This is a genomic window from Leptospira yanagawae serovar Saopaulo str. Sao Paulo = ATCC 700523 (genome assembly GCF_000332475.2).
Taxonomy (GTDB): domain Bacteria; phylum Spirochaetota; class Leptospiria; order Leptospirales; family Leptospiraceae; genus Leptospira_A; species Leptospira_A yanagawae.
On the sequence record NZ_AOGX02000015.1, the window covers coordinates 34,750 to 54,930 of the forward strand.

The following is a 20,181-nucleotide window of genomic DNA, read 5'->3' on the forward strand; positions in this document are numbered from 1 at the left end:
AAGAACATGAAACCTACCAAAAAAATTCTGGATGCAGATAAGTTTTTCGAAACAAAGGTAAAGTTAGAAGAAGAACTCATTCGCCTGGAAGGGCTAGAGCGGGAGGTAAACGAACAAATTGCGAAGTTGGTAGGATTGTCTGAAAAACTCATCCATACTTCTGAATCAAATGAATCCCCTTATTTTTTACAACGTAGCAAACGATTAAATGCCGAAATTATAAAATTTAAAATCCGAAACGAATACAAACAAAAGGAATTTGATTCCATTTACCACATCTTAAACAAAATCAAATCAGAAGATAAAATTGAATTTTTAGATTCAGCCTTAAAAAACAGAATCACAAAAATTGCCAATCGATTGGTCGATAAAAAACAAATTCAAAAAAATATAAATTCGAAAAACACAACCCCTTCTTTCACTGAACGCGTGATGAACGCATCCATTCTGACAAAAACAAATCCTAACAAACCATCTACAGGAAAACTCGTTTTTATTTGTTATGTGTTAGAAGGTGTTAACTTTTTGTTACCAAAAAAATCCTATCGCATCCTCCGTAACATCCCTGCTTTTAAAAAACAAATTAGGATCAAAGACAAATTGATTTCTATGTTCCCAGGTCCTGGTTTTGTCCTAATGGAAGAAGGTGAATCCAAAAACAAACATGTGATTCTTATGAAAAATGCAGAGAAAAAGGAATGTGGTTTTTATTTTGATGAATTAAAAGAGGACTGGGCCATTTCCAAATCTTCACTCGATGCCATCTTAGAACCTGAAAACAGTCACAATTCCATCCTCGGTAAAATCAAACGCAAAGGAAAACTCTACCACATCATCAAACTATAACCATCATCGTGCGCCTCATCGCTAGTCCATCGTCGTGCGCCGCAGTGAGTTCATCCAAGTGCCCCCTACCGACCTTATCCAAGTGCGTCGCACTGAGTTCATCGAAGTGACGAACTAAAATTGTAAAATTTGCAAACTCGTTTCTTTGTCTATTGAGAGTTGGGCTTTTAAGGTTTCGATTCCGTCAAACTTTTGTTCCTCTCGGATTTTTTTCACCATTTCCAATTCGATTTCTTTGCCATATAAATTTTCATCAAAATCAAAGATGTTTACTTCCACATGCAAACCTAACCCATCAAAGGTGGGATTGTATCCAATGTTTACCATACCTTTGTGGTCTTTGCCATCAAATTTGGCAAAACAAGCATATACGCCAACCGATGGAAGGAGTTTGTCACTCGGAACTTTTAGATTGGCTGTTGGGAATCCAATGGTGCGGCCACGTTTGGCACCTTCTACCACTATGCCAGTGATATGATAGTTACGGCCGAGAAGGATTTTGGCTTCCTCCATTTCCCCTTTGTCGAGAAAACCTCGGATTAAGGAGGATGAAATTTTACTGTCTTTTTTTAAAACAGCTTCCCGGAGTTCTACCGTATAACCATACTTAGTTTTATTGGAATTGAGAAGTTCAAAATCTCCGCGTCGTTCTGCTCCAAAAAAATGATTGTAACCAATAACGATGTGTTTGGCATGTAGAGTTTTGATCATGATGTTTTCCAAAAAGTCTTCTGCAGACATTTTGGAAAGCTCCAGGGTAAACTCTAAAACAATTAGATAATCTATCCCGAAGCCACGGATGAGTTCTTCCTTTTCTTTTTCGGAGGAAAGGTATTTGAAATTTGGTTTTTTGCCAAGAACGACAGAAGGGTTAGGATAGTAGGTGACTACAACAGAAGGAATTCCAAGTTCTTTGGCTTTTTCGACCGTGCGTAATAGTAGTGTTTGGTGGCCTACATGGATTCCATCAAAATTTCCAAGTGTCAGCGATGAGCCGTTTCGGAATTCATTTTGGATCGATTCTAAAGAACGAATAATTTTCAAAGGGGGACTTGTCTCGTAATCCGATACTTGGAATAGGTGTTACCATTGAAACTACGAACCCTTCTCATTACGGCAATCTTTTTATCAACCCTTGGTGCACTCCCTGCAGATGATTCCAAAATTCCCAAACAAGAATTTGGACTCGAAGAAGGATTACTCCCAGAAGACATCTCCACCTTTCCAGAACTCAAAACATGGGCCATTTACCAATCGTATGAACTAGAACCGGATTCCCCCCACTTGGGTTTAGAAGATTCCATCTGCCGAATGGTGCCGGAATCTGGCCTTCGGTTTTTACTCGATAAACCAAGCAATACGAAATCCACAGTTTATTTGTATTTGGATTTAACCAAGTATAGACCACTCAAAGGATCCAAGTTCAAACCGAGAAAATTGCAAATCCTTGTGAATGGAAAACCCAAACGTTCCATTCTCACCGAAAGGAACCAAGGGTTCCAAAACCCAGTGGAAATCCCACTGGAACCTTCCGAATACCCAGATGGAAAGATTTATGTGGAGTTATTGCCCAGCCAAAACTCAGTGGGACGTTTTTGGGGGATATGGGATGCGTTTGTCGTGGAAAATCGTTTGGACGAGAAAGAGTGATTATACCGCGTATTTTTCGCGGTATTCGTCTTCCCCAATGGTTTGGAAGTAACTGGTGAGCCCTGCCACTTTGAAAACCTTCTCAATTGCTGGTTTCATATTGGCTATGGAGAACTTACCTTGCAATTCTTGGACATAATTCAGCTGTTTGATGAGCATTCCAATCCCAGAAGAGTCAATGTAGTTGAGTTTTTCTAAATTGATGATCACGTGAAGGTTAGCAGCTGGTTGGCTTGGGATATTCGTTTCTAAGAAGTTTTTAAAATCCAAGGAAGTATAGATGTCCAAACTTCCAGAAATGCTGATCACAAAGGCGTCTGCATTCTTTTTCAGATTTATTTCCATGGGAGACCTACCGCAAGCCTCCTGTTTTTACGTTTTTTATTCAACCTTATTTTTAACAAATTAATGATTTCATTTCAAAAGTCGAAAATAGATATAGAGTCTACTATCTGGGAGTTCGTATGCGCACCTCGTTTGTCTTAATTTTTACCTTCTTATTCACCGTTGGTCTTTTTGCCGCGGATGAAAAAAATGAACCTGTGAGCCAAGCCGATGGCCACAAACTGAATCCAGATGGAAGCATTGCTCTCATTCCCTATAACGCAAAACAACAGCAGAAAATCGAACGGATTGGCAAGGAAGTGGATGATTACCATGCCATGATCAACGAAAAGGTGAAATTCCTAAGTTTTGAGAAAAAAATCAAAGACAGTCGTTATGGCCAAGTATCAAGTGCGCGTGAGATTCACCTCCCTTATGAGCCTAGTTATGTGATGCACAGCCGATTTGTGATGAAACTAAAAGGTGGTGGCGGTGCTGAAGGTGGCGGATTTTCTCTGGATGAACTTTCCTTTTGGTCTCGTAAGTCCTTAACAGAAAAAGGAAAAGACCCTGTCACTACATACCGTGAGTTAAAAAATAGCACAGCTGGTGGAGTGAAGGGACTCGTACTTTCTGTTCGCACAGTAACAAATGCGGATGACAACACTCTCACGTATGAATTGGAAAAAATCCAAAGCCCGTGGGAAAGAATCCGATTGGCAACTGCTTACCGCGATCGACTCCGTGAAGTTGCAAGAACCATTGACCGATACATCCAAGCAAAAGGAAAATTAGAAGCAAAAATGGTTTCTGAATCTGTTTTGGAAGTTTCTGTGAGTGGAGATTTCGAAGAACCATAACATGAATTAGGTGGAATTTGGGAACAGAATGCCACCGCAAAACACAAACCTTTACGAAGTATTAGAAATTCCCTTTGGTGCTACGACGGAAGAAATCAAAACTTCTTTCCGTCGTCTTGCAAAAATTTACCACCCCGATATCCCAGAAACAGGTTCCTATTCCAAATTCCAAAGTTTGCATTTTGCTTACCAAACTCTGACTGGCCTTACAAGAAAACAGTATGATGAAGAATTTAAAAAAAATTATGCAAAGGCATTTTTAAAACGAAAACTCGAAGAACACCCCATCGTTTTACCTGTATCCAGAGTCCGATTTACAACAGGGATCATGGACCTTGCCAAACGTGGGCTGATGCGAAAAGGATTTCGAAACAAGGACCGAAGGAAAGTCACAGGAATCGATTATGATTTGGTGATCGATCTTAAAGAATCAGAAATCATCCGGCCTGTGATTGCAGTGATCCCACTTACCGTTCGCATCGTATGTCGGGATTGTATGGGGGGAGACCCACACTGCCCTGCTTGCAATGGGCGAGGGAGTTATAAAGGATACCGCAAATTGAATGTAGAATTTCCTGTATCATCCCTTGTCCCTTCCAAGGTATTTGAGTTTGATCTTTCCAAATTCCGCCCCGATTCCTTCACCCATTTTAAGAAAAAATTCCTTCGGGTCAAACTTCTCGTTCATAAAAATATCCCTTTACGGACAAAGACCGCCGTCTAAAACGGAAACGAATGGAGAGGATTCCAAAAGTCTTATTTGTTACCCCGATTTATAAAGAAAAGATATGGGGTGGCAGAAAATTGGAAACCCAATTGGGACGAACGATCCCAGAAGGCCTGATTGGTGAATCTTGGGAAGTATCCGTTTACGACAGCGACATTTCTCTCCTCGAAAACCCTGAGTTTAACAAACTTCCACTCACAGACCTCATCCAAAAAGCACCAAACGAAGTATTGGGAAAACCATTTGCGAATGCTAGTTTGCCCCTTCTTGTCAAAGTCATTGATGCCAAAGAAAAACTATCAGTGCAAGTCCATCCCGATGATGCATATGCTCTAAAGTATGATCCCAAATCCAAAGGGAAAAAAGAATGTTGGTACGTTTTGTCCGCAGATCCTGGAGCGGAACTTGTCGTAGGTTTCGAGATAGAGACGAGTCGAAAAGAATATGAATCTCTCGTAAAACAAAATTTAGGTGAGTCAGTCTTAAAAAAATGGCCTGTGAAACCTGGAGATGTTTTCCTCCTCAACCCAGGTACGATACACGCAATCGGTGGTGGGGTGGTACTGCTCGAAGTGCAACAATCCTCCGATTCCACGTACCGTGTTTATGATTATGGTAGGATTGGTGATGATGGAAAACCAAGGGAACTCCACTTAGAAAAGGCATTGTCTGTTTTGAAATTTGAAAAAACAAACGGTGAGGAAAAATTACAAAAAGTACTGCTTGGCCATCATCCCTTTTCCCGTTATCTTTTCACATCAAATGATAAGTTTAGGTTAGAGTCTTGGGAATTTAACCAAGCACAAAACTTCACCTTTTCTTCGTTATGTGAACCAACATGTTTTGGAATCTTTTTTACTATTTCTGGTTCGTTGTACATTCCAGAATTGAATCGAACCGTTTGTGAGGGAGAAACGTTTTTTGTAACAGCAGCAGGATTCCAGGAAACCTTTACTGCGACCGCATCCCCTGGTACCAAACTCGCATTTATGTCCGCTGGAACCGATCAAGTCCAATTCCCATCACAAACCTAAGTGACATTTCGGTAAAAACTCACGAAACTGAATGAATTAGAATCGTTTGGTAACGCCTTTTTCGCCTAACGCATGTATATTTTTTCTAGTCTATTGACTGTCTGAATTTCCAATTACAAAAAAACAAAGCATACGTTTAGAAAAAGATTAACCTGGCAAAGGAATCCGATCCGTTTCACCAGGCACTTTTGGAAATTCATCCTTTGCCCATCTTACCTTTGCTTGATCAATCAAAGTTTGGTCAGTAGATACAAAGTTCCAATACAAATGTCGTTTTTCTTTGAGTGGTTCGCCACCAAGTAACATCAAACGGCTGTTTTGTTTGGCTTTGAATGTTACTTTGGTTCCTTTTTCAAAGAGAATCATGGATCCCATGGTATATGACTCACCATTGGATTCAATGGCACCTCGGGATACATAAAGACCAGCTTCTTCCTCCGAACCGAGATTCCATTCGATAGGATTTGATTCCATTTTTAGATCAATGTCTGCATAAAATAAGGGAGAATGAACGATTGCTTTGGATTCTAGTTCTAAAAATTTGCCACCTAATAAACGCAATGTGACGCCATTCCCTTTCCAAACGGGAATTTCGGATTCGGAAAGATGTTGGAAACTTGGCTCCATTTGTTCCTTTTCTTTTGGTAAGGCAATCCAAGTTTGGATGCCTTCTAACACCTCGTATTTAGGATCAAACTTAGAGCGTTCACTGTGTACGATTCCGTTTCCTGCAACCATCCAATTGGTTTCGTTGGGACGAATGTCCATTTCCACTCCTAGGCTATCACGGTGGGTGATCACCCCATCATACAAAAATGTGATGGTCGCAAGTCCAATGTGAGGGTGGGCACGGACAACAAGTTCTTCACCCGTGACTACAGGAACAGGTCCAAAATGATCAAAAAAAACGAAAGGTCCGACAGATCGTTTCTCTAACGCTGGTAATACGCGACGGATGATGAAGTTGTCACCTAAGTCTTTGGAATGTCCGAGGAGTGATTTTGTCATTTCGTTTTAGACTTCTTTGGTTTTGGTTTGGTTGGTTTCTTTTTTGCAGAATCCTTCGAATTCGTTTTCAACTTACCTTTGGAAGTTTTAATGAATTTATCTTTGGATTTGGTTTTTGTTTGAGACTTGGCACTTAAATTCCGATTCGTTTCAGAAGCTAACTTTGGTTTGGATTTTGTATTGGAATTTTGTCTCGATTCTAATTTGGAATTTCCAGTTGATTCTTCCACCTTTCCTACAAAAAGTCCAATGGCTTCCTTCCCTTTTGTCCAATGGGCTTTGTCCCTTGCATTGAAATAAAGGATAAAGATTTTTTCTGCTTCTGAATACTTCACATCACAGGCATAGACATGGCTTGCCTTCCATCCCCTGCCTGTTGGCCCAAGAATGGGTGTCTGGTTGATCCGATCAAAATGGATCCCATCTTCACTCTGTAAAAATAGAATCGCAGAACAAGATTCCTTTCGCACGGGATTCCAAAAAATTCCATTTTGAAATCCTAAGTACCTTCCTTTCCATGGGATGACTTTGATGGAACCCGCACCTAAATTACAAAATGGATCCATTTCATTGGGTGCGATAATCGGCTCTGAAAAATAGGAAAACGGGCCGAGGGGATTACTTGATTCTGCAACGGTAATGTATTTGGGTTCACAAAATCCACAATCAGGGACCATCACAAGCGAAGAAGAAAAGTACATTCTGTACTTATTTCCAAATTTCAAAAGGCAAGGATTACTTACAGATTCACCATAGTTTGGATCTTTGTGAAAGGGAAATTTTGGAATGATAACCGTTTTTGGCTTTGACCAATGATTGAGATCTTTACTCGTTTTTACTTCAATCCTTGATTTCCATTTGCGGTAGGGAAACCAGGACATCAGCACATGGAAAAATTTGTATTTCTCATAATACAAATAATAAGTCCCATCTTCAAAATAGATAAAGGGTCGCATTGCATTTCGTACGATGGACTTTCTTTTTTTCCAATGGATTCCATCTTCCGATACATACTCTAAGACACCAAAGATGTTATGCGCAAATAAATGCCAAAGTCCATCGGGACAAACCTCAGGAAATAAAAAACTGGGATCCGCCAAGATGGGAGATGGGAATCCAGGTTTGAGGATGGGATCGTCTTGGTAGAGTTGCCAATAGATGTTTTGTTTGTTCAAATGAAATGAGTTTCCTTATTTTTCCAAAACAGATTTTAGATTAGAAAGTCCTTCTTCAAAATCGTTCCCAATCATTTCTTCAAAGTTCATAAAAAGTAACATTAAATTAAATGGATAGGGCATTGATCCATCAAATCCCCAAATGACTTTGGATTTTTTGGGATCAAGAGAAGATACTTTCATATAACTTCTTTCTGTACCTTCAAATGGTTCATAGAATCTCAGTTCGGTTTGCATTTCCAACGCATCAGCATTGATCATCTTGATTTCTTGTTCGCCGACACCCACATCTTTCACTTGGCTTTCCCAACGTGAGATAAATCCAACCGTCCCATCCTCACCAGTGAAGATTTTTTTCATGTTGGGATCACGTTTGGCCCAAACACTGTACTGGTCTTGGTTTTTTAAAAGCCGTATGTAGGCGAAAACCTCAGTAGCCGATTTTCCAATATCAATGGACCTTTCCACTTGGTAGGTTGAAGGTAAAAAAATTGCCAACACAAGTGGGATGGCAATGATACCGATGATTCCGATTGCGATTTTTTTGCCGAGATTCATAACTCGTAAATTTGAATCAAAATTTGATCTTCGTCAATTGATTTACCCTCTTGGCCTTAAATTCCAACTAAAAATCAGGAGGAAAATCGCGATGAGTGTGGAAACCAAAATAGCTCCAAGTGCAACGTCCCATGAATAATGGGTGGATAAAAGAGCAAGGCCTTTGCCTTGGGCAGTCCGGCCAAGGGAACCAAAAAGGCCAATAAATCCAGCCGCCGTTCCTACTGCTTTTTTTGATGTAAAGTCCATACCCGCGACACCTAACAACATAACAGGTGGATAGATGAAGAGTCCAATCATTCCAAATAAAACATAGTCAATCCAAATATTGCCAGGAGGATTGATCATAATGCCCACAAAAGCAAAAAAGATTGGAACGATACAAAGTAAACTTACCATTCCACGACGTCCTCCCAACCGATCGGAAACCCATCCCATCAGTAACGTTGAACCAATCCCACCAAATTCCAAAATCAAAGTGGAATAACCTCCGCCGAGTAAGTCAGCACCTTTGGTTTCTTTTAAATATGTTGGGCCCCAATCGATTAAACTATAACGAATGATGTAAACAAAAAAATTGATAATCGCAAATAACCAAATGTATTTATTCAATAAAACCTGTTCAACAATCAGCTGTTTGGTTGTAAGTTCCTTTTCGTGATCTTCCTTCTCTTCTGGTGGATAATCATTACGATATACTTCGATCGGTGGAAGGCCGACAGATTGTGGTGTGTCTACGAGTCGAATGTATACAAGATAACTTTCTATGAGGGCAATAAAACCTGGAATAAAAAATGCGTATTCCCATCCATACTTGGCAGCAGAGTGTGATGCGACCACACCAACTAGGCCTCCTCCAATATTATGTGCAATATTCCAAAATGCAAACGTAGTACCCCTCTCTCCAACAGAGTACCAATGTCCAAGAGAACGACCACTAGGTGGCCAACCCATGCCTTGCACTAAACCATTGGCTCCCCATAAAAACAGATGTACCCAATAATGATTCGCAAATCCAAAAGAAAAATTCAAAATGGCTGTTAGGAAGAGTCCTACTGCCATAAATTTTTTTGGATTGGATCGGTCTGATAATGCACCCATAAAAAATTTTCCAATTCCATAGGTGATAGCAGTTACTGCCAAAATATCACCGATCTCTGATTTGGAATAAGACAATGCTTCTCCTATTTCTTTTGAAACAGGAGAAAAGTTATTACGTGTGAGATAGTAGACCGTATAACCGATGAAAGTTGATTCGAGTACTCGGAACCTATATTTTGGATAAAGAGTTTGAATTTCTTTTTCCGATTTTTGTGGGATGGCAGGTGCAGGAGAAAACCACTGCCTTATGGACTTGTACATAAACTTGGAAATTGCTATCTAACAGGAAGGAGTCAAGTGTAATCTTATGGAAACAGAAATTCGGAATGGTTTTATCGATACGATTGGGAATACCCCACTCATTCGCATTCGTTCTTTAAGTGAAGAGACTGGTTGTGAAATTTTAGGAAAAGCTGAATTTTTAAACCCAGGTGGATCTGTTAAAGATCGTGCTGCCCTCTACATCATTGAGGATGCCGAAAAAAAAGGCCTGTTAAAAAAAGGTGGCACCGTTGTCGAAGGAACTGCCGGGAATACCGGGATTGGCCTCACCCATATCTGTAATGCAAAAGGTTACAAAACCATCATCGTCATTCCAGAAACCCAATCGAAAGAAAAGATAGAAATGTTACGAACGTTAGGCGCAGAAGTCATCTTAGTTCCAGCCGTTCCTTATTCCGATCCAGGTAATTATGTAAGAGTCTCTGAACGAATTGCAAAAGAAACACCAAACTCCCTTTGGGCCAATCAATTTGATAACCTTGCTAACAGGAATGCTCACTTCGAAACCACGGGTCCTGAAATTTGGAAACAGACCCAAGGGAAAATCGATGTTTGGACCACTTCCATTGGTACTGGTGGAACGTATGCGGGCACCGCCCTTTATCTCAAATCAAAAAATCCGAACACTCAGTGCATTGTCGCTGATCCGTACGGATCGGGAGTGTACTCCTTCGTCAAAACTGGGAAAATCACCATCGAAGGTTCCTCCATCACGGAAGGGATCGGGCAAGGCCGCATCACCAAAAATATGGAAGCTATGCCAGCTGATGATGCCATTCGCATCCATGACAAAGAAGCCCTTGCCATTTTACAAAAAGTTTTAAAGGAAGATGGACTCTTTATGGGAGGTAGTGTGGGGATCAATTTAGCAGCCGCCACCCAAATTGCCAAACAATTGGGACCTGGTCATACCATAGTCACCGTGTTATGTGACACCGGAACCAAGTACCAATCTAAAATTTACAATCCCGAATTTTTACAATCCAAAGGACTTATGTAAATCGGTAATGAGACAAAATCTTGACCACACACCGACTAGCCCGTGCCATACGGTTGGTGTGTAACAGTTTGTATCGAAAGGAGATTTTTTCCTTTTGGTATTTGCACATTGTTTGCAATTTCTTTCCCACTTCTAATTTAGATTGTATCTCAATTGGAGTGGTAGTTCTTACAGGGAACTGTGATTTCTCACAGAATACCGTTTCTAAATTCTCTTAAAAAATAATGATTTTCTCTGGACGAAATCGATTCTCAGCTGTTATACTTCGATAGATATGGTAATGGAGAAATATTTTTTTTGGTCTAAAGGTCGGACTTCCTTCCTTCAAAAACTTTTCCTCTCCTTATTCCTCCTCCCTATTTTTGGCTGTTCGTTTCCAAGTATCAATCGCTCTTTTTTAGAGACTTTCACTACATTTCGTTTTTTGCAGGCGAACACCCTCGCTTATACTGTGAGCTTTCGTGTTTCAGGACTTCTCGGAACTGGACTCCAAATGGAAAACAATGGCGAAGTCCTGGAAGTGACTAACGACGGCACTTATACGTTCACAAAAAAAATAGGCTCAGGTGCCACTTATAACGTAACTGTCAAAACCCCTCCATCTTCCCCGATCCAAAATTGTATCGTTTCCTCCGGCCAAGGGACGGTTCTCAGCGGAAACATCGAAGGAATCCAAGTGGTTTGTGGGAACGCATTGTACCTTATCAGTGGGACAGTGACTGGACTTACGGGCAATGGACTCCAATTACAAAATGTGACAGGTGCGGGGACCGACACCATCAACGTCAATAGTGCCAGTTTTTCTTTTCCACCACTGCCTGCTGGTGAGACTTATAACTTTAGTATCACAAGCCAACCCACAAACCCAAGCCAAACTTGTTCCATCACCTCACCTGGTGTTACTTCAGGAACCATGACCACAACACCCATTGCAGTCACCATCAATTGTACTACGAATTCCTATGTTGTGAGTGCACAAGTGATTGGAATTTTAGGAACTCTAACAGTTGGAAACGAACTCAAACTAACATTAGATGGCTCCAATACAATTGATGTCACAGCCGATGGAACCTTTCCGTTTCCAGGAACCTATTTGAGTGGTGGGACTTTTTCCGTTTCCATTGATAACGCAGGTGGAGTCATCACAACAGGAGTTTGTACTCTGGTTTCGAGTTCAGTAACTGTTGGCAATGGTAATACGACTTTCGCCGTGAATTGCTCGAATGCATTTCTCGTGGGAGGATCTGTTTCGAGCCCTGGTGGAACCACAACAAGTGTGATAGGTGGAGCAGTCTCTCTGGATTTGGTTCACACGGGAGGAACACCTGCCTTCGTCACACAATCTTTATCGGTTAACCCTGGTGTTGGCACATTTACCTTTGGCTCCACCATTCCAGGTGGAGTGGATTATGAAATCGTAGTGTCGGCAAATCCACCTAACCAAGTCTGTACGATTACAACTGGAGCCACCCATTCAGGTATCGTTGCGAATATGTCGAATGCAGTTCTAAATTGCAGTTTGACTTTACCAAGTGTTTCACCCGTTTCTGGTTCTACATTCAATGACGATGGAACGGTTACCCTCTCCAGTTTGATCCCTGGTTCCGAATACCGTTACACTTTAGGGAATGGTGGCCAAGCCGATCCTACCTGCGCAACAGGAACGATGACAACAAGTACAGTTTCCATTACCGACAATTCCCAAGCAGTCATTAAGGCCATTCATTGTAAAGTTGGTTGGGTTCCTTCACAAGTGGTCACGTCTTCCTATTCTTTAAAAGTGGCGACACCTACACCTAGTTTGGCGGCAGGTGCATTTTTAAATTCAGGGCAAACAGTGAGTTTTAGTACAACCACAACAGGAAGTACTTGGGTTTGTCATACAAATGCCGTGGCAGTACCTGCTGATCCCGATTGCGGAATGGCTGCAAGCACCTGTAATACGGGTGTGTTAGGCAATTATGTATTTCCTACACCGGGTGTTTCTGAAAACGTAAAAGTAAGAATGTGTAAAGTGGGTTTTGCACAAAGTGACATTCTTAGCGTTAACTACCAACCCAATGTATATACAGTGGGTGGAACCATTAATTTACTGACAACTCCCTTTGGAGCTGGAACCTTTGTCTTACAAAATAATGGTGGTGATGATTTAACAATCGCTAGTAACGGAACTTTCACCTTTAACACGGCACTTCCCACGGGAACAAACTATACAGTTTCGGTTCTCTCTTCGCCTCAAAATCCATGGCAAACATGTAATGTCACATCACCAACTGGCACGGTTACAAATGCCGCTGTCACAAATGTATCTATCAATTGTTCCGTTAATCAATACAATATGAGTGGAAATGTGAGTAGTTCCGTTAATTTACCTACGGGATTAACCATTACTAACGGTATCGATTCCATTAACGTTCCGTCAGGTGCCACTTCCACTCCGATTGCATTTGCGACACCACTTGCCAGTGGAACTGGTTATGAAATCCAAATCACACAAGAACCACCAGGATTTGTTTGTGCGGTTCAATCCGATGTAACCGGTACGATGTTAGGTGCCAATATCACTAATGTTGCTGTTAATTGTATCGCTGGGTATCGTTATGGAAATGCCATTGGCCCACAAAAACAAGCACCTGTTCAAATCCATTACTACCGTGGTGAAATCACGACGGCAGCAGGACAAGTCACCAGTGGAGCAAGTGATGGCCTTGCAGGCACTGCTTCTTTCAATGATATCAGTGGGATCACTTTCGATGGAGCAAAGGGTTATATAGTCGATTCAGGAAATCATAAAATCCGTGTGTTCAATCCAATGACCAATTCGGTTTCGTCTCTTGTGGGAACGGGAGCAGCTGGTAATACGGCTGGCTCAGGTGTGAGCGGTAGTTTCAATTTACCAAAAGGAATCACAACTGACGGAACCTATTTATATGTGACTGAAACATTGGGAAACCGGATCAAACGTGTTCTCATTAGTACAGGTTATGCGGAAACATTTGCCGGAGATGATACGGTACTTTCTCCAGCAAATGCTTTGGCTGATGCAACAGACCCACTTGCCGCAAGATTTGCTTCACCTGCCGGAATTGTGATCGATGATGGCAAACTTTATATTGCTGATCGGAATAACTCTGCCATCCGAGTCATGAAAATCAGTTCAAGGGAAGTGACTACCCTTGTGAGTGGTGGGGATATTAATTTCCCGGAAGGAATCACGGTAATTGGTGATTACCTCTACACCACTAACTTGGGAACGCATAACATTACAAAAACACACAAAGTAACTGGTGCCACAACAATCCTTTGTGGGAGTTCAGCATTTGGTTATGTTGATGCATCGGGTTCGTCGGCCGCGTTTGACTCGCCAAATGGAATCACATCGGATGGTATCTTTTTGTATGTAGCTGATTTTGGAAACAACCGGATCCGCAGGGTGCATCGCGACACCGGAGAAGTGATCACCGTAGCAGGATCAGGAAACACAGGTTTAACGAACGACACGGGAGCTGCCGCAAATATCCAATCACCAAAATACATCACAAACGTTGGAGATGTGATCGTGTTTGGAACCGTCCATACTTTACGGACAATGAAATCCAATAAGTTTTCCGCCTTTTATCCGTTAAATGGTTCTACTTCCAATTTTTTAGGTAACCAAACCATCACTGCCATTGGAAGTCCAACCTTCGGTAGTGGTAGGTTCGGAGAAACAAATGGTGCCGCAGTTGTTTCGACTGGAAACGCAGGTACTGCACCTTCACCCGGTTCCTCTGTGACTAAAATCACGTTTTCCACTTGGTTCCTTTGGGATGGGACAAATCCTGGATCCGCAAAAGTCATCTTTTACCATGGAGACTTTACGAGTAATGGACATGGTCTTTTTATCGACGGCAATGACCAATTGTCAGTTTACCGCGGCGGTTTCACTCCATACTCCACTCATACAACCATCATTCCAAACCAATGGACCCATGTTGCCCTAACAATCGATAGCAACGATGTGTACAAAGTGTACATGAATGGAAATTTGGTTTTACAAAGAACGATGCCAACAATCGCAATTTCGGGTGATTTGACTGTAGGTGTTTCTTCCTCGGGGACCTTATTTTTTCCAGGAAAAATAGCTGACTTACGATTCTACGAACGCGAGTTAAACGAAGCGGAAGTGAATGACCTAGCAAAAAATGCGGATAGTGCCCTTGTTGGCAATTCCTATGCATCAAGGCCGATCCAATTGATGGTGCAGTATTCTTTTACGGGAGATACAACATCCACAGGTGCCATTGGCGGAAACTTAACCTCGTACGGATCCAATGTTTTCACAACAGGAATCGGTAGGCAGGCGAATACGGGAAGGCGAATGCGATTGGGGGGGTATTTGCAGGATCCAACTCTCAACGCATTGCCTCTCGGAAACCATCCAAGGAGTGTCTGTGTTTGGGTGAACCCGGAACGTTACCCAGTCAATATCAATGAAAATGCAGCGATTTTGTCCTATGGCAATCCATCATTTTCAAATCAAGCCTTCATACTTGGAATGTTCAAAGATGCCGGTGGCAACCAAAGACTTCGGTTTGGTGGCATAAATGGTTCTGAAATTTATATCTTCTATACACTCCCCCTCAATCGTTGGACTCACCTCTGTGGAACCTTTGATGGAAACTTTGGCTGGTTGTATGCAGACGGCGTAGAGATTGCAGGTCCGACTGATTTTAGTGCTGTGAATACAACGATTGGCTCAGGTTTATTCGTAGGAAGGATCGACTCAACTCCCTCTCAAACTTTCAATGGCAAACTCGATGAAATCAAATTTTATTCCAAGGCACTCACTGCAAAAGAAGTGAGAATCCTCTCCGCGCAAATCCCTGATGGTCTTGTGGCTCGTTTTGATTTTAATAAGGACTTCCAAGATGTGAGTGGGTTTGGCAATCCGACAAGTAATATGGGTGCCTCTTTAGTGGTTGATAAATATGGCCAATCCATCTCGGCCTTAAATACAAATGGTTCCACTTACTTAAATGTCATCACTACCACATCATCCTTACCTAAAAAATTCCAACCGCGAACCGTTTGTGTCCAATACAAATCGGGTGCCATCAATCCTGGAACCATGCTGAGCATAGGTCCAAACTCAGCCGACCGCATGATCGCGTTAGGTGCAGGGCTTACCAATTCAAAATACTTTTTTTCAGGTTATTTGAACGAAGTTGAGGAATTTTATTATAACCAACAGAACATTTGGCATTACCTTTGTGGTGTCTACGAAGGGCCAGCTGGCGGTTATGGAGCAACCATCTACCACAATGGTGTGAAACTCATCACACAAACCAAAAGCACTTGGGATGCCGATCCAAGTGTTTTTACCATCGGTATTCGATCTGATTTAACCAATGGATTCAATGGTCAATTGGATGAAGTCCTAGTATACAATAGAGCACTCACCATGGATGAAATCCAAGCGATCTCAGGATATGATCCAAGGCAAGTGGGATCATGGAATTCCAATCCAGCGACAAGTTCCTTGAAACTCCACCTAAGTGCTGATAGTTTTTCCAATCTTACAAATTATACACCAGTTACAAATTGGCAAGACCGAAGTGGGAATGGTGCTTCCTTTGTAGCAGGAAATCCTCCTTTATACCTTAATGGTGGGATTGGTGGAAAACCAGCTGTTAACTTTGATGCTGGTAGTTCCCAGTATCTATACCGACTGAGTGCCCCGGGAATCCCTTCCAATAGTTCGACAATGTTTTTTGTCCTAACTAGAAGTACTTTAACCAACGGACCCATCTTCGAATCAAATGGTGGTGTAACTTATTATTTTGATAGTAATATCTTTCGTATGGGAAAAATATCGGAAGGCATCATTGGATCTAGCTCCACTAACTTTAACCTCACATACTTTCCATACATGACTGCGTTTGAGCAATTGAGTGGAGTGAATTTTTCCTTTTACTCAAGTGGTCTAAGCCAAACGATTGCAACGGATCCAGGTAAAACCTTTACACCAAGTGATCTTTATTTAGGATCAGATGCAGGTGCGGCCAATTTCTTTTCAGGAAATATAGGAGAAGTCATTTATTTTAACAACACACTTCCTGTATCCGGTCGCACGATTGTCTTTTGTTATCTGTCCCAAAAGTACAATCTTGACTTAACCGGGGTACCCATCTATTGCGATTAACAGTATTTAGTTTAAAACCGATGTTTTCATTTTCTTTCCTAACCTCTGTTAAACAATGTCTCTTTGTTTTCACCATGTGTTTTCTCTATTTCCAATGTAATGCGGAAGATGAATCCACAAAAAAAGAACCTCCGCCACCGAAAGCCATCACCGTACCATTCCCAGAAGCCATGTACGTCCAAAATGGATGCATTTCTTGCCATGGACCAGAAGGAAATGGACGGGGGACACGGACTCATTTGTTAAAGGATGCAAGGATTCCGAATTTTCAAGACATAACGACTTATGTGAATGGTTCTTCCAAAGAAGCGATCGCCAAAAGTATCAAAAATGGAATTCCTGGCAGCTATATGAAAGCATATTCGCATATGCGTAAAAATGAAATTGATGCCTTGGCAGAATACATTCAAAAAATGCAACGAAACAATAGATAATAAGAAGTGATCATCATAGATAATCTTTGGTGATTTCGAATATCTCAATCAAAAATCAATAAGATTCGATACTAACGACCGAGATTGATTAAGTTGGAATACATCTCACAGGAACTCAAAACCCCCAATTCACATGCATCATCCAATTCCTCTAAAGCTATGGTGATCTGATCAATTTGTTTAGTTTTCAATCGCGATTGGGCACTCATTTCTAATTCTTTTGCCTTTTTCATTTGATCACCAATAGAAGAAAACTTCCAAGGTGAAATTCTTTTTTCATACTTTAAAGAACCTAAAAACACTTTGATGTCCCTTTCGATTTGTGGATAAACTGATTCCAAACAAGTTATTATGATTGTGATTCCAAATGTATCATTCGTTGTTGTGATATAATGTTGGATGACGGTGTCTTCTTTGTCCTTAAAACTGCCAACCATTCCTAAAAACTGAAATACTTCCTGTTCTGGTTCTGAGTTTAATCTTTGAAGATTGTAATACTCTTTAATGTTTGTGACTAAAATGTATTTTTTTGATTCTACATGGAATAGAATGGGATTTAAGTTTTGTTTGGTGTCAGATTCCTTAAAAAGGATGACCAAAGCAGGAATGATGTCACGTCCAAACCCATCTTTTAAACCGTTTGTGCGAAAGTGATCAAATTTTGTAGTCTGACCATTGGACCTTCGATTGGTAAGATACCACGAGGAAGGTAACCGAAACGAAAGACAATGGGTTTGCAAACAAGTTTTCCAAGTTTCCTCTTCTGCCACTAAGGGTGTCGAAATGGTTGAAATAAAAAGCAGCAGAAGCAGTGGAATCTTTAAAAATTTCATTCCAATAATTCTTTTCTATTTTTAAAAAAATCAAGTGCATTTGGATTCGCGAGAGCATTTTTATTTTTCACCTCCAAACCAGCTACTGTTTGTTTTACGGCAATTTCTACTTTTTTTCCATTCACTGTGTATGGAATTTCAGGAACCGTAAGAACAATCGATGGTACATGTCTTGGAGAAGTTTCATTTTTAATCTGTTCTTTGATTTTTTTGATTAGTCCATTATCTAAATTTAATCCTTCAGCCAACACCACAAAAAGAACAACCCTCACATCATCTTTATACTCTTGCCCAATAATGACGGAGTCTTTGATCTCAGGAATTTTGGCCACAACAGAATAAATATCAGCAGTTCCAATCCGAACACCACCGGGATTCAATGTGGCATCCGATCTTCCATAAATGATCACACCATTTTCATTTGTAATGGAAGCAAAATCACCGTGGCACCAGATTCCATCATATGTTTCAAAATAAGCAGACTTATATTTAGAACCAGTTTCATCATTCCAGAAAAAAAGTGGCATAGATGGAAACGGAGTGGGACAAACCAACTCTCCTTTTTCCCCAACTACAGATTTACCCATATCGTCAAACACTTGGACATCCATTCCAAGTCCCTTACATTGAATTTGACCAGCATACACTGGTAAGTTGGGATTTCCCAATGCAAAACAACCATTTAAGTCGGTGCCACCCGAAATGGATGAAAGTTGCACATCTTCTTTGATGTTTTTATACACGTATTCAAAACCAGAGACCGTTAGAGGGGATCCCGTTGAAAGGATAACTTTTAGATTGGGTAACTTGTATTTTTCTTTGATTGAAAAATTCTCTTCTTCTAATACAGATAGGTATTTGGCACTTGTACCAAACACTTGTATGGATTCCTTTTCAACCATGTTCCAAAGAGTCTCTTGATTCGGATAAAATGGGTTTCCATCAAACTGATATAAGGTTGCCCCAAGAGCCAATACGGATTGTGACCAGTTCCACATCATCCAACCACAAGTTGTGTAATAAAAAAGTTTTTCACCTTTCGAAAGATTGCAATGTAAGGATAATTCTTTTGTATGATTGAGTAAAACACCTCCTCCCTGAACGATGCATTTAGGAAGACCAGTTGTCCCCGATGAAAACATAATGTAGACTGGATCTGAAAAAGAAATGGATGTGTAGGAAATTTGATCTTCCTCACCAACAGAAGGTAATGATTGGTAACGAAATGGATATTTGATATTTCCAAAATCTGTTATCGGTTGGGTAAATTCATATAATATCGTTTCCTTAAATTGAGGTGTATTACCCAAGGACAAGGTTACTTCTTCTAGTTTATCAATGATTGAAATTTTTTTTCCTTTGAAAAAATAAGCATCCACAGATATCAAAACTTTTGGGTAAACTTGTTCAAATCGATCCAAAATACCCCTTACACCAAAATCTGGTGAGGCACTTGCCCAGATGGCACCAATTGATGTGGTTGCTAACATTCCAATTGTGGATATAGGTGCATTGGGAACCAAACCAACCACTCGGTCTCCCTTCGTAACACCTAACGAAAGCAGGTGGTTTCGTAATTTTATCACTTCTTTTTTTAATTTATGGTAGGTATACCGTTCAATAGTTCCATCTTCTCCGTAAAAGACAATGGCTTCTTGATTTGGATTTCCCTTCTCTAATAGATTTTCTGCAAAGTTGTAAAGGGCATTGGGAAACCATTTTGATTTTGAAAATTCCTTATGGCCTTCCAAGGTTTTGGAGGGATTTTGGTGCAAAATAAAACCAGAATAAGAGAGCCATTCCATCCAAAAGGTTTCAAACTCGGAAACAGAATACGAATGAAAGGATTGGTAATCAGAAAACGTTTTCCCAATTTTTGATTCCAAATGGGTTTGGAAACGGCTTAGATTTGTAGGAAGTTTTGATGGAGTCCAAAGAGGATTTTGTTTCGCCATGAGAACTGATCTTCTTTACTTCAAATTCCAAGGCAAGAAAGTTACCGTCTTGCTACAAACAAACGAAACGCAGAACTGATTCAAAGAAACTGAGTCTCAAGAATTCAATTGCAATCGATTTTTGATCGCATGGCAAAATCAAACCGACTGTTCGTTAAAGAAGTATCCTAACTTTATAAAAGTTCATCTCCTGATTAGTGATTGCAAATG

Annotated in this window: 16 protein-coding genes; 8 read left to right on the plus strand and 8 right to left on the minus strand. The window is 40.7% G+C overall.

Annotated elements, in window-relative coordinates:
* Positions 1 to 6 precede the first annotated feature (6 nt).
* Positions 7 to 846 (plus strand): hypothetical protein, encoded by an 840-nt coding sequence (locus LEP1GSC202_RS03750; RefSeq protein WP_015677477.1) that lies wholly within the window; start codon positions 7 to 9, stop codon positions 844 to 846.
* A 114-nt stretch (positions 847 to 960) separates the two neighbouring features.
* Here LEP1GSC202_RS03750 and LEP1GSC202_RS03755 read toward each other — a convergent pair whose 3' ends face one another.
* Entirely contained in the window at positions 961 to 1,890 is a 930-nt protein-coding gene (locus LEP1GSC202_RS03755) for a bifunctional riboflavin kinase/FAD synthetase (RefSeq protein ID WP_015676548.1), read from the minus strand.
* Between the two features lie 36 nt (positions 1,891 to 1,926).
* On the opposite strand from LEP1GSC202_RS03755, the gene LEP1GSC202_RS03760 reads away from it, so the two are divergent.
* Complete coding sequence (locus tag LEP1GSC202_RS03760; protein ID WP_244147631.1) at positions 1,927 to 2,496, plus strand: LIC10729 family protein; 570 nt, start codon at positions 1,927 to 1,929, stop codon at positions 2,494 to 2,496.
* Here the strand turns inward: LEP1GSC202_RS03760 and LEP1GSC202_RS03765 are convergent, their stop codons facing one another.
* Positions 2,497 to 2,841: an STAS domain-containing protein gene (locus LEP1GSC202_RS03765; RefSeq protein ID WP_039928121.1), complete on the minus strand. Its 345-nt coding sequence runs from the start codon at positions 2,839 to 2,841 to the stop codon at positions 2,497 to 2,499.
* Positions 2,842 to 2,960: 119 nt separating this feature from the next.
* Here LEP1GSC202_RS03765 and LEP1GSC202_RS03770 point away from each other — a divergent pair, with 119 nt between their 5' ends.
* From LEP1GSC202_RS03770 to LEP1GSC202_RS03780, 3 genes are read left to right on the plus strand one after another with little or no spacing between them, the layout of a single operon-like run.
* On the plus strand, positions 2,961 to 3,680 hold the full coding sequence (locus LEP1GSC202_RS03770; RefSeq protein ID WP_015677071.1) for an LIC_12936 family protein: 720 nt from the start codon (positions 2,961 to 2,963) through the stop codon (positions 3,678 to 3,680).
* A 28-nt stretch (positions 3,681 to 3,708) separates the two neighbouring features.
* Positions 3,709 to 4,404 carry a DnaJ domain-containing protein gene (locus tag LEP1GSC202_RS03775; protein ID WP_015676877.1) on the plus strand — a complete coding sequence of 232 codons (696 nt, stop codon included), beginning with the start codon at positions 3,709 to 3,711 and terminating at the stop codon, positions 4,402 to 4,404.
* Positions 4,405 to 4,415: 11 nt separating this feature from the next.
* Complete coding sequence (locus tag LEP1GSC202_RS03780; RefSeq protein ID WP_015677139.1) at positions 4,416 to 5,441, plus strand: type I phosphomannose isomerase catalytic subunit; 1,026 nt, start codon at positions 4,416 to 4,418, stop codon at positions 5,439 to 5,441.
* Between the two features lie 147 nt (positions 5,442 to 5,588).
* Here the strand turns inward: LEP1GSC202_RS03780 and LEP1GSC202_RS03785 are convergent, their stop codons facing one another.
* Genes LEP1GSC202_RS03785 through LEP1GSC202_RS03800 form a run of 4 tightly spaced genes read right to left on the minus strand, consistent with a single transcriptional unit; the run spans position 5,589 to position 9,544 of the window.
* Entirely contained in the window at positions 5,589 to 6,449 is an 861-nt protein-coding gene (locus LEP1GSC202_RS03785) for a pirin family protein (protein ID WP_015677588.1), read from the minus strand.
* Positions 6,446 to 7,624, minus strand: a complete 1,179-nt coding sequence (locus tag LEP1GSC202_RS03790; RefSeq protein WP_015676888.1) for a glycoside hydrolase family protein — start codon at positions 7,622 to 7,624, stop codon at positions 6,446 to 6,448. The genes LEP1GSC202_RS03785 and LEP1GSC202_RS03790 overlap by 4 nt, the downstream gene beginning before the upstream one ends.
* 15 nt (positions 7,625 to 7,639) lie before the next feature.
* Positions 7,640 to 8,182, minus strand: a complete 543-nt coding sequence (locus tag LEP1GSC202_RS03795) for an SRPBCC family protein (RefSeq protein WP_015677458.1) — start codon at positions 8,180 to 8,182, stop codon at positions 7,640 to 7,642.
* 42 nt (positions 8,183 to 8,224) lie between these two features.
* Entirely contained in the window at positions 8,225 to 9,544 is a 1,320-nt protein-coding gene (locus LEP1GSC202_RS03800) for an MFS transporter (protein ID WP_015676703.1), read from the minus strand.
* A gap of 46 nt (positions 9,545 to 9,590) precedes the next feature.
* Between LEP1GSC202_RS03800 and LEP1GSC202_RS03805 the strand changes: the two genes are divergently transcribed.
* The 3 genes from LEP1GSC202_RS03805 to LEP1GSC202_RS03815 all read left to right on the plus strand — a co-directional run bounded on the left by LEP1GSC202_RS03805 (position 9,591) and on the right by LEP1GSC202_RS03815 (position 17,183).
* Positions 9,591 to 10,565: a cysteine synthase A gene (locus LEP1GSC202_RS03805; protein ID WP_015677276.1), complete on the plus strand. Its 975-nt coding sequence runs from the start codon at positions 9,591 to 9,593 to the stop codon at positions 10,563 to 10,565.
* Positions 10,566 to 11,016: 451 nt separating this feature from the next.
* Entirely contained in the window at positions 11,017 to 16,749 is a 5,733-nt protein-coding gene (locus tag LEP1GSC202_RS03810; protein WP_244147632.1) for a LamG-like jellyroll fold domain-containing protein, read from the plus strand.
* Positions 16,750 to 16,823: 74 nt separating this feature from the next.
* The gene (locus LEP1GSC202_RS03815) at positions 16,824 to 17,183 is read left to right on the plus strand and encodes a c-type cytochrome (RefSeq protein ID WP_039928530.1); all 360 of its coding nucleotides are present in this window, start codon (positions 16,824 to 16,826) and stop codon (positions 17,181 to 17,183) included.
* A gap of 71 nt (positions 17,184 to 17,254) precedes the next feature.
* On the opposite strand, the gene LEP1GSC202_RS03820 is transcribed toward LEP1GSC202_RS03815, so the two are convergent.
* The gene (locus LEP1GSC202_RS03820) at positions 17,255 to 18,016 is read right to left on the minus strand and encodes a hypothetical protein (protein WP_015677374.1); all 762 of its coding nucleotides are present in this window, start codon (positions 18,014 to 18,016) and stop codon (positions 17,255 to 17,257) included.
* Positions 18,013 to 19,971 (minus strand): acetoacetate--CoA ligase, encoded by a 1,959-nt coding sequence (locus LEP1GSC202_RS03825; protein ID WP_015676557.1) that lies wholly within the window; start codon positions 19,969 to 19,971, stop codon positions 18,013 to 18,015. The genes LEP1GSC202_RS03820 and LEP1GSC202_RS03825 overlap by 4 nt, the downstream gene beginning before the upstream one ends.
* Between the last annotated feature and the right edge of the window lie 210 nt (positions 19,972 to 20,181).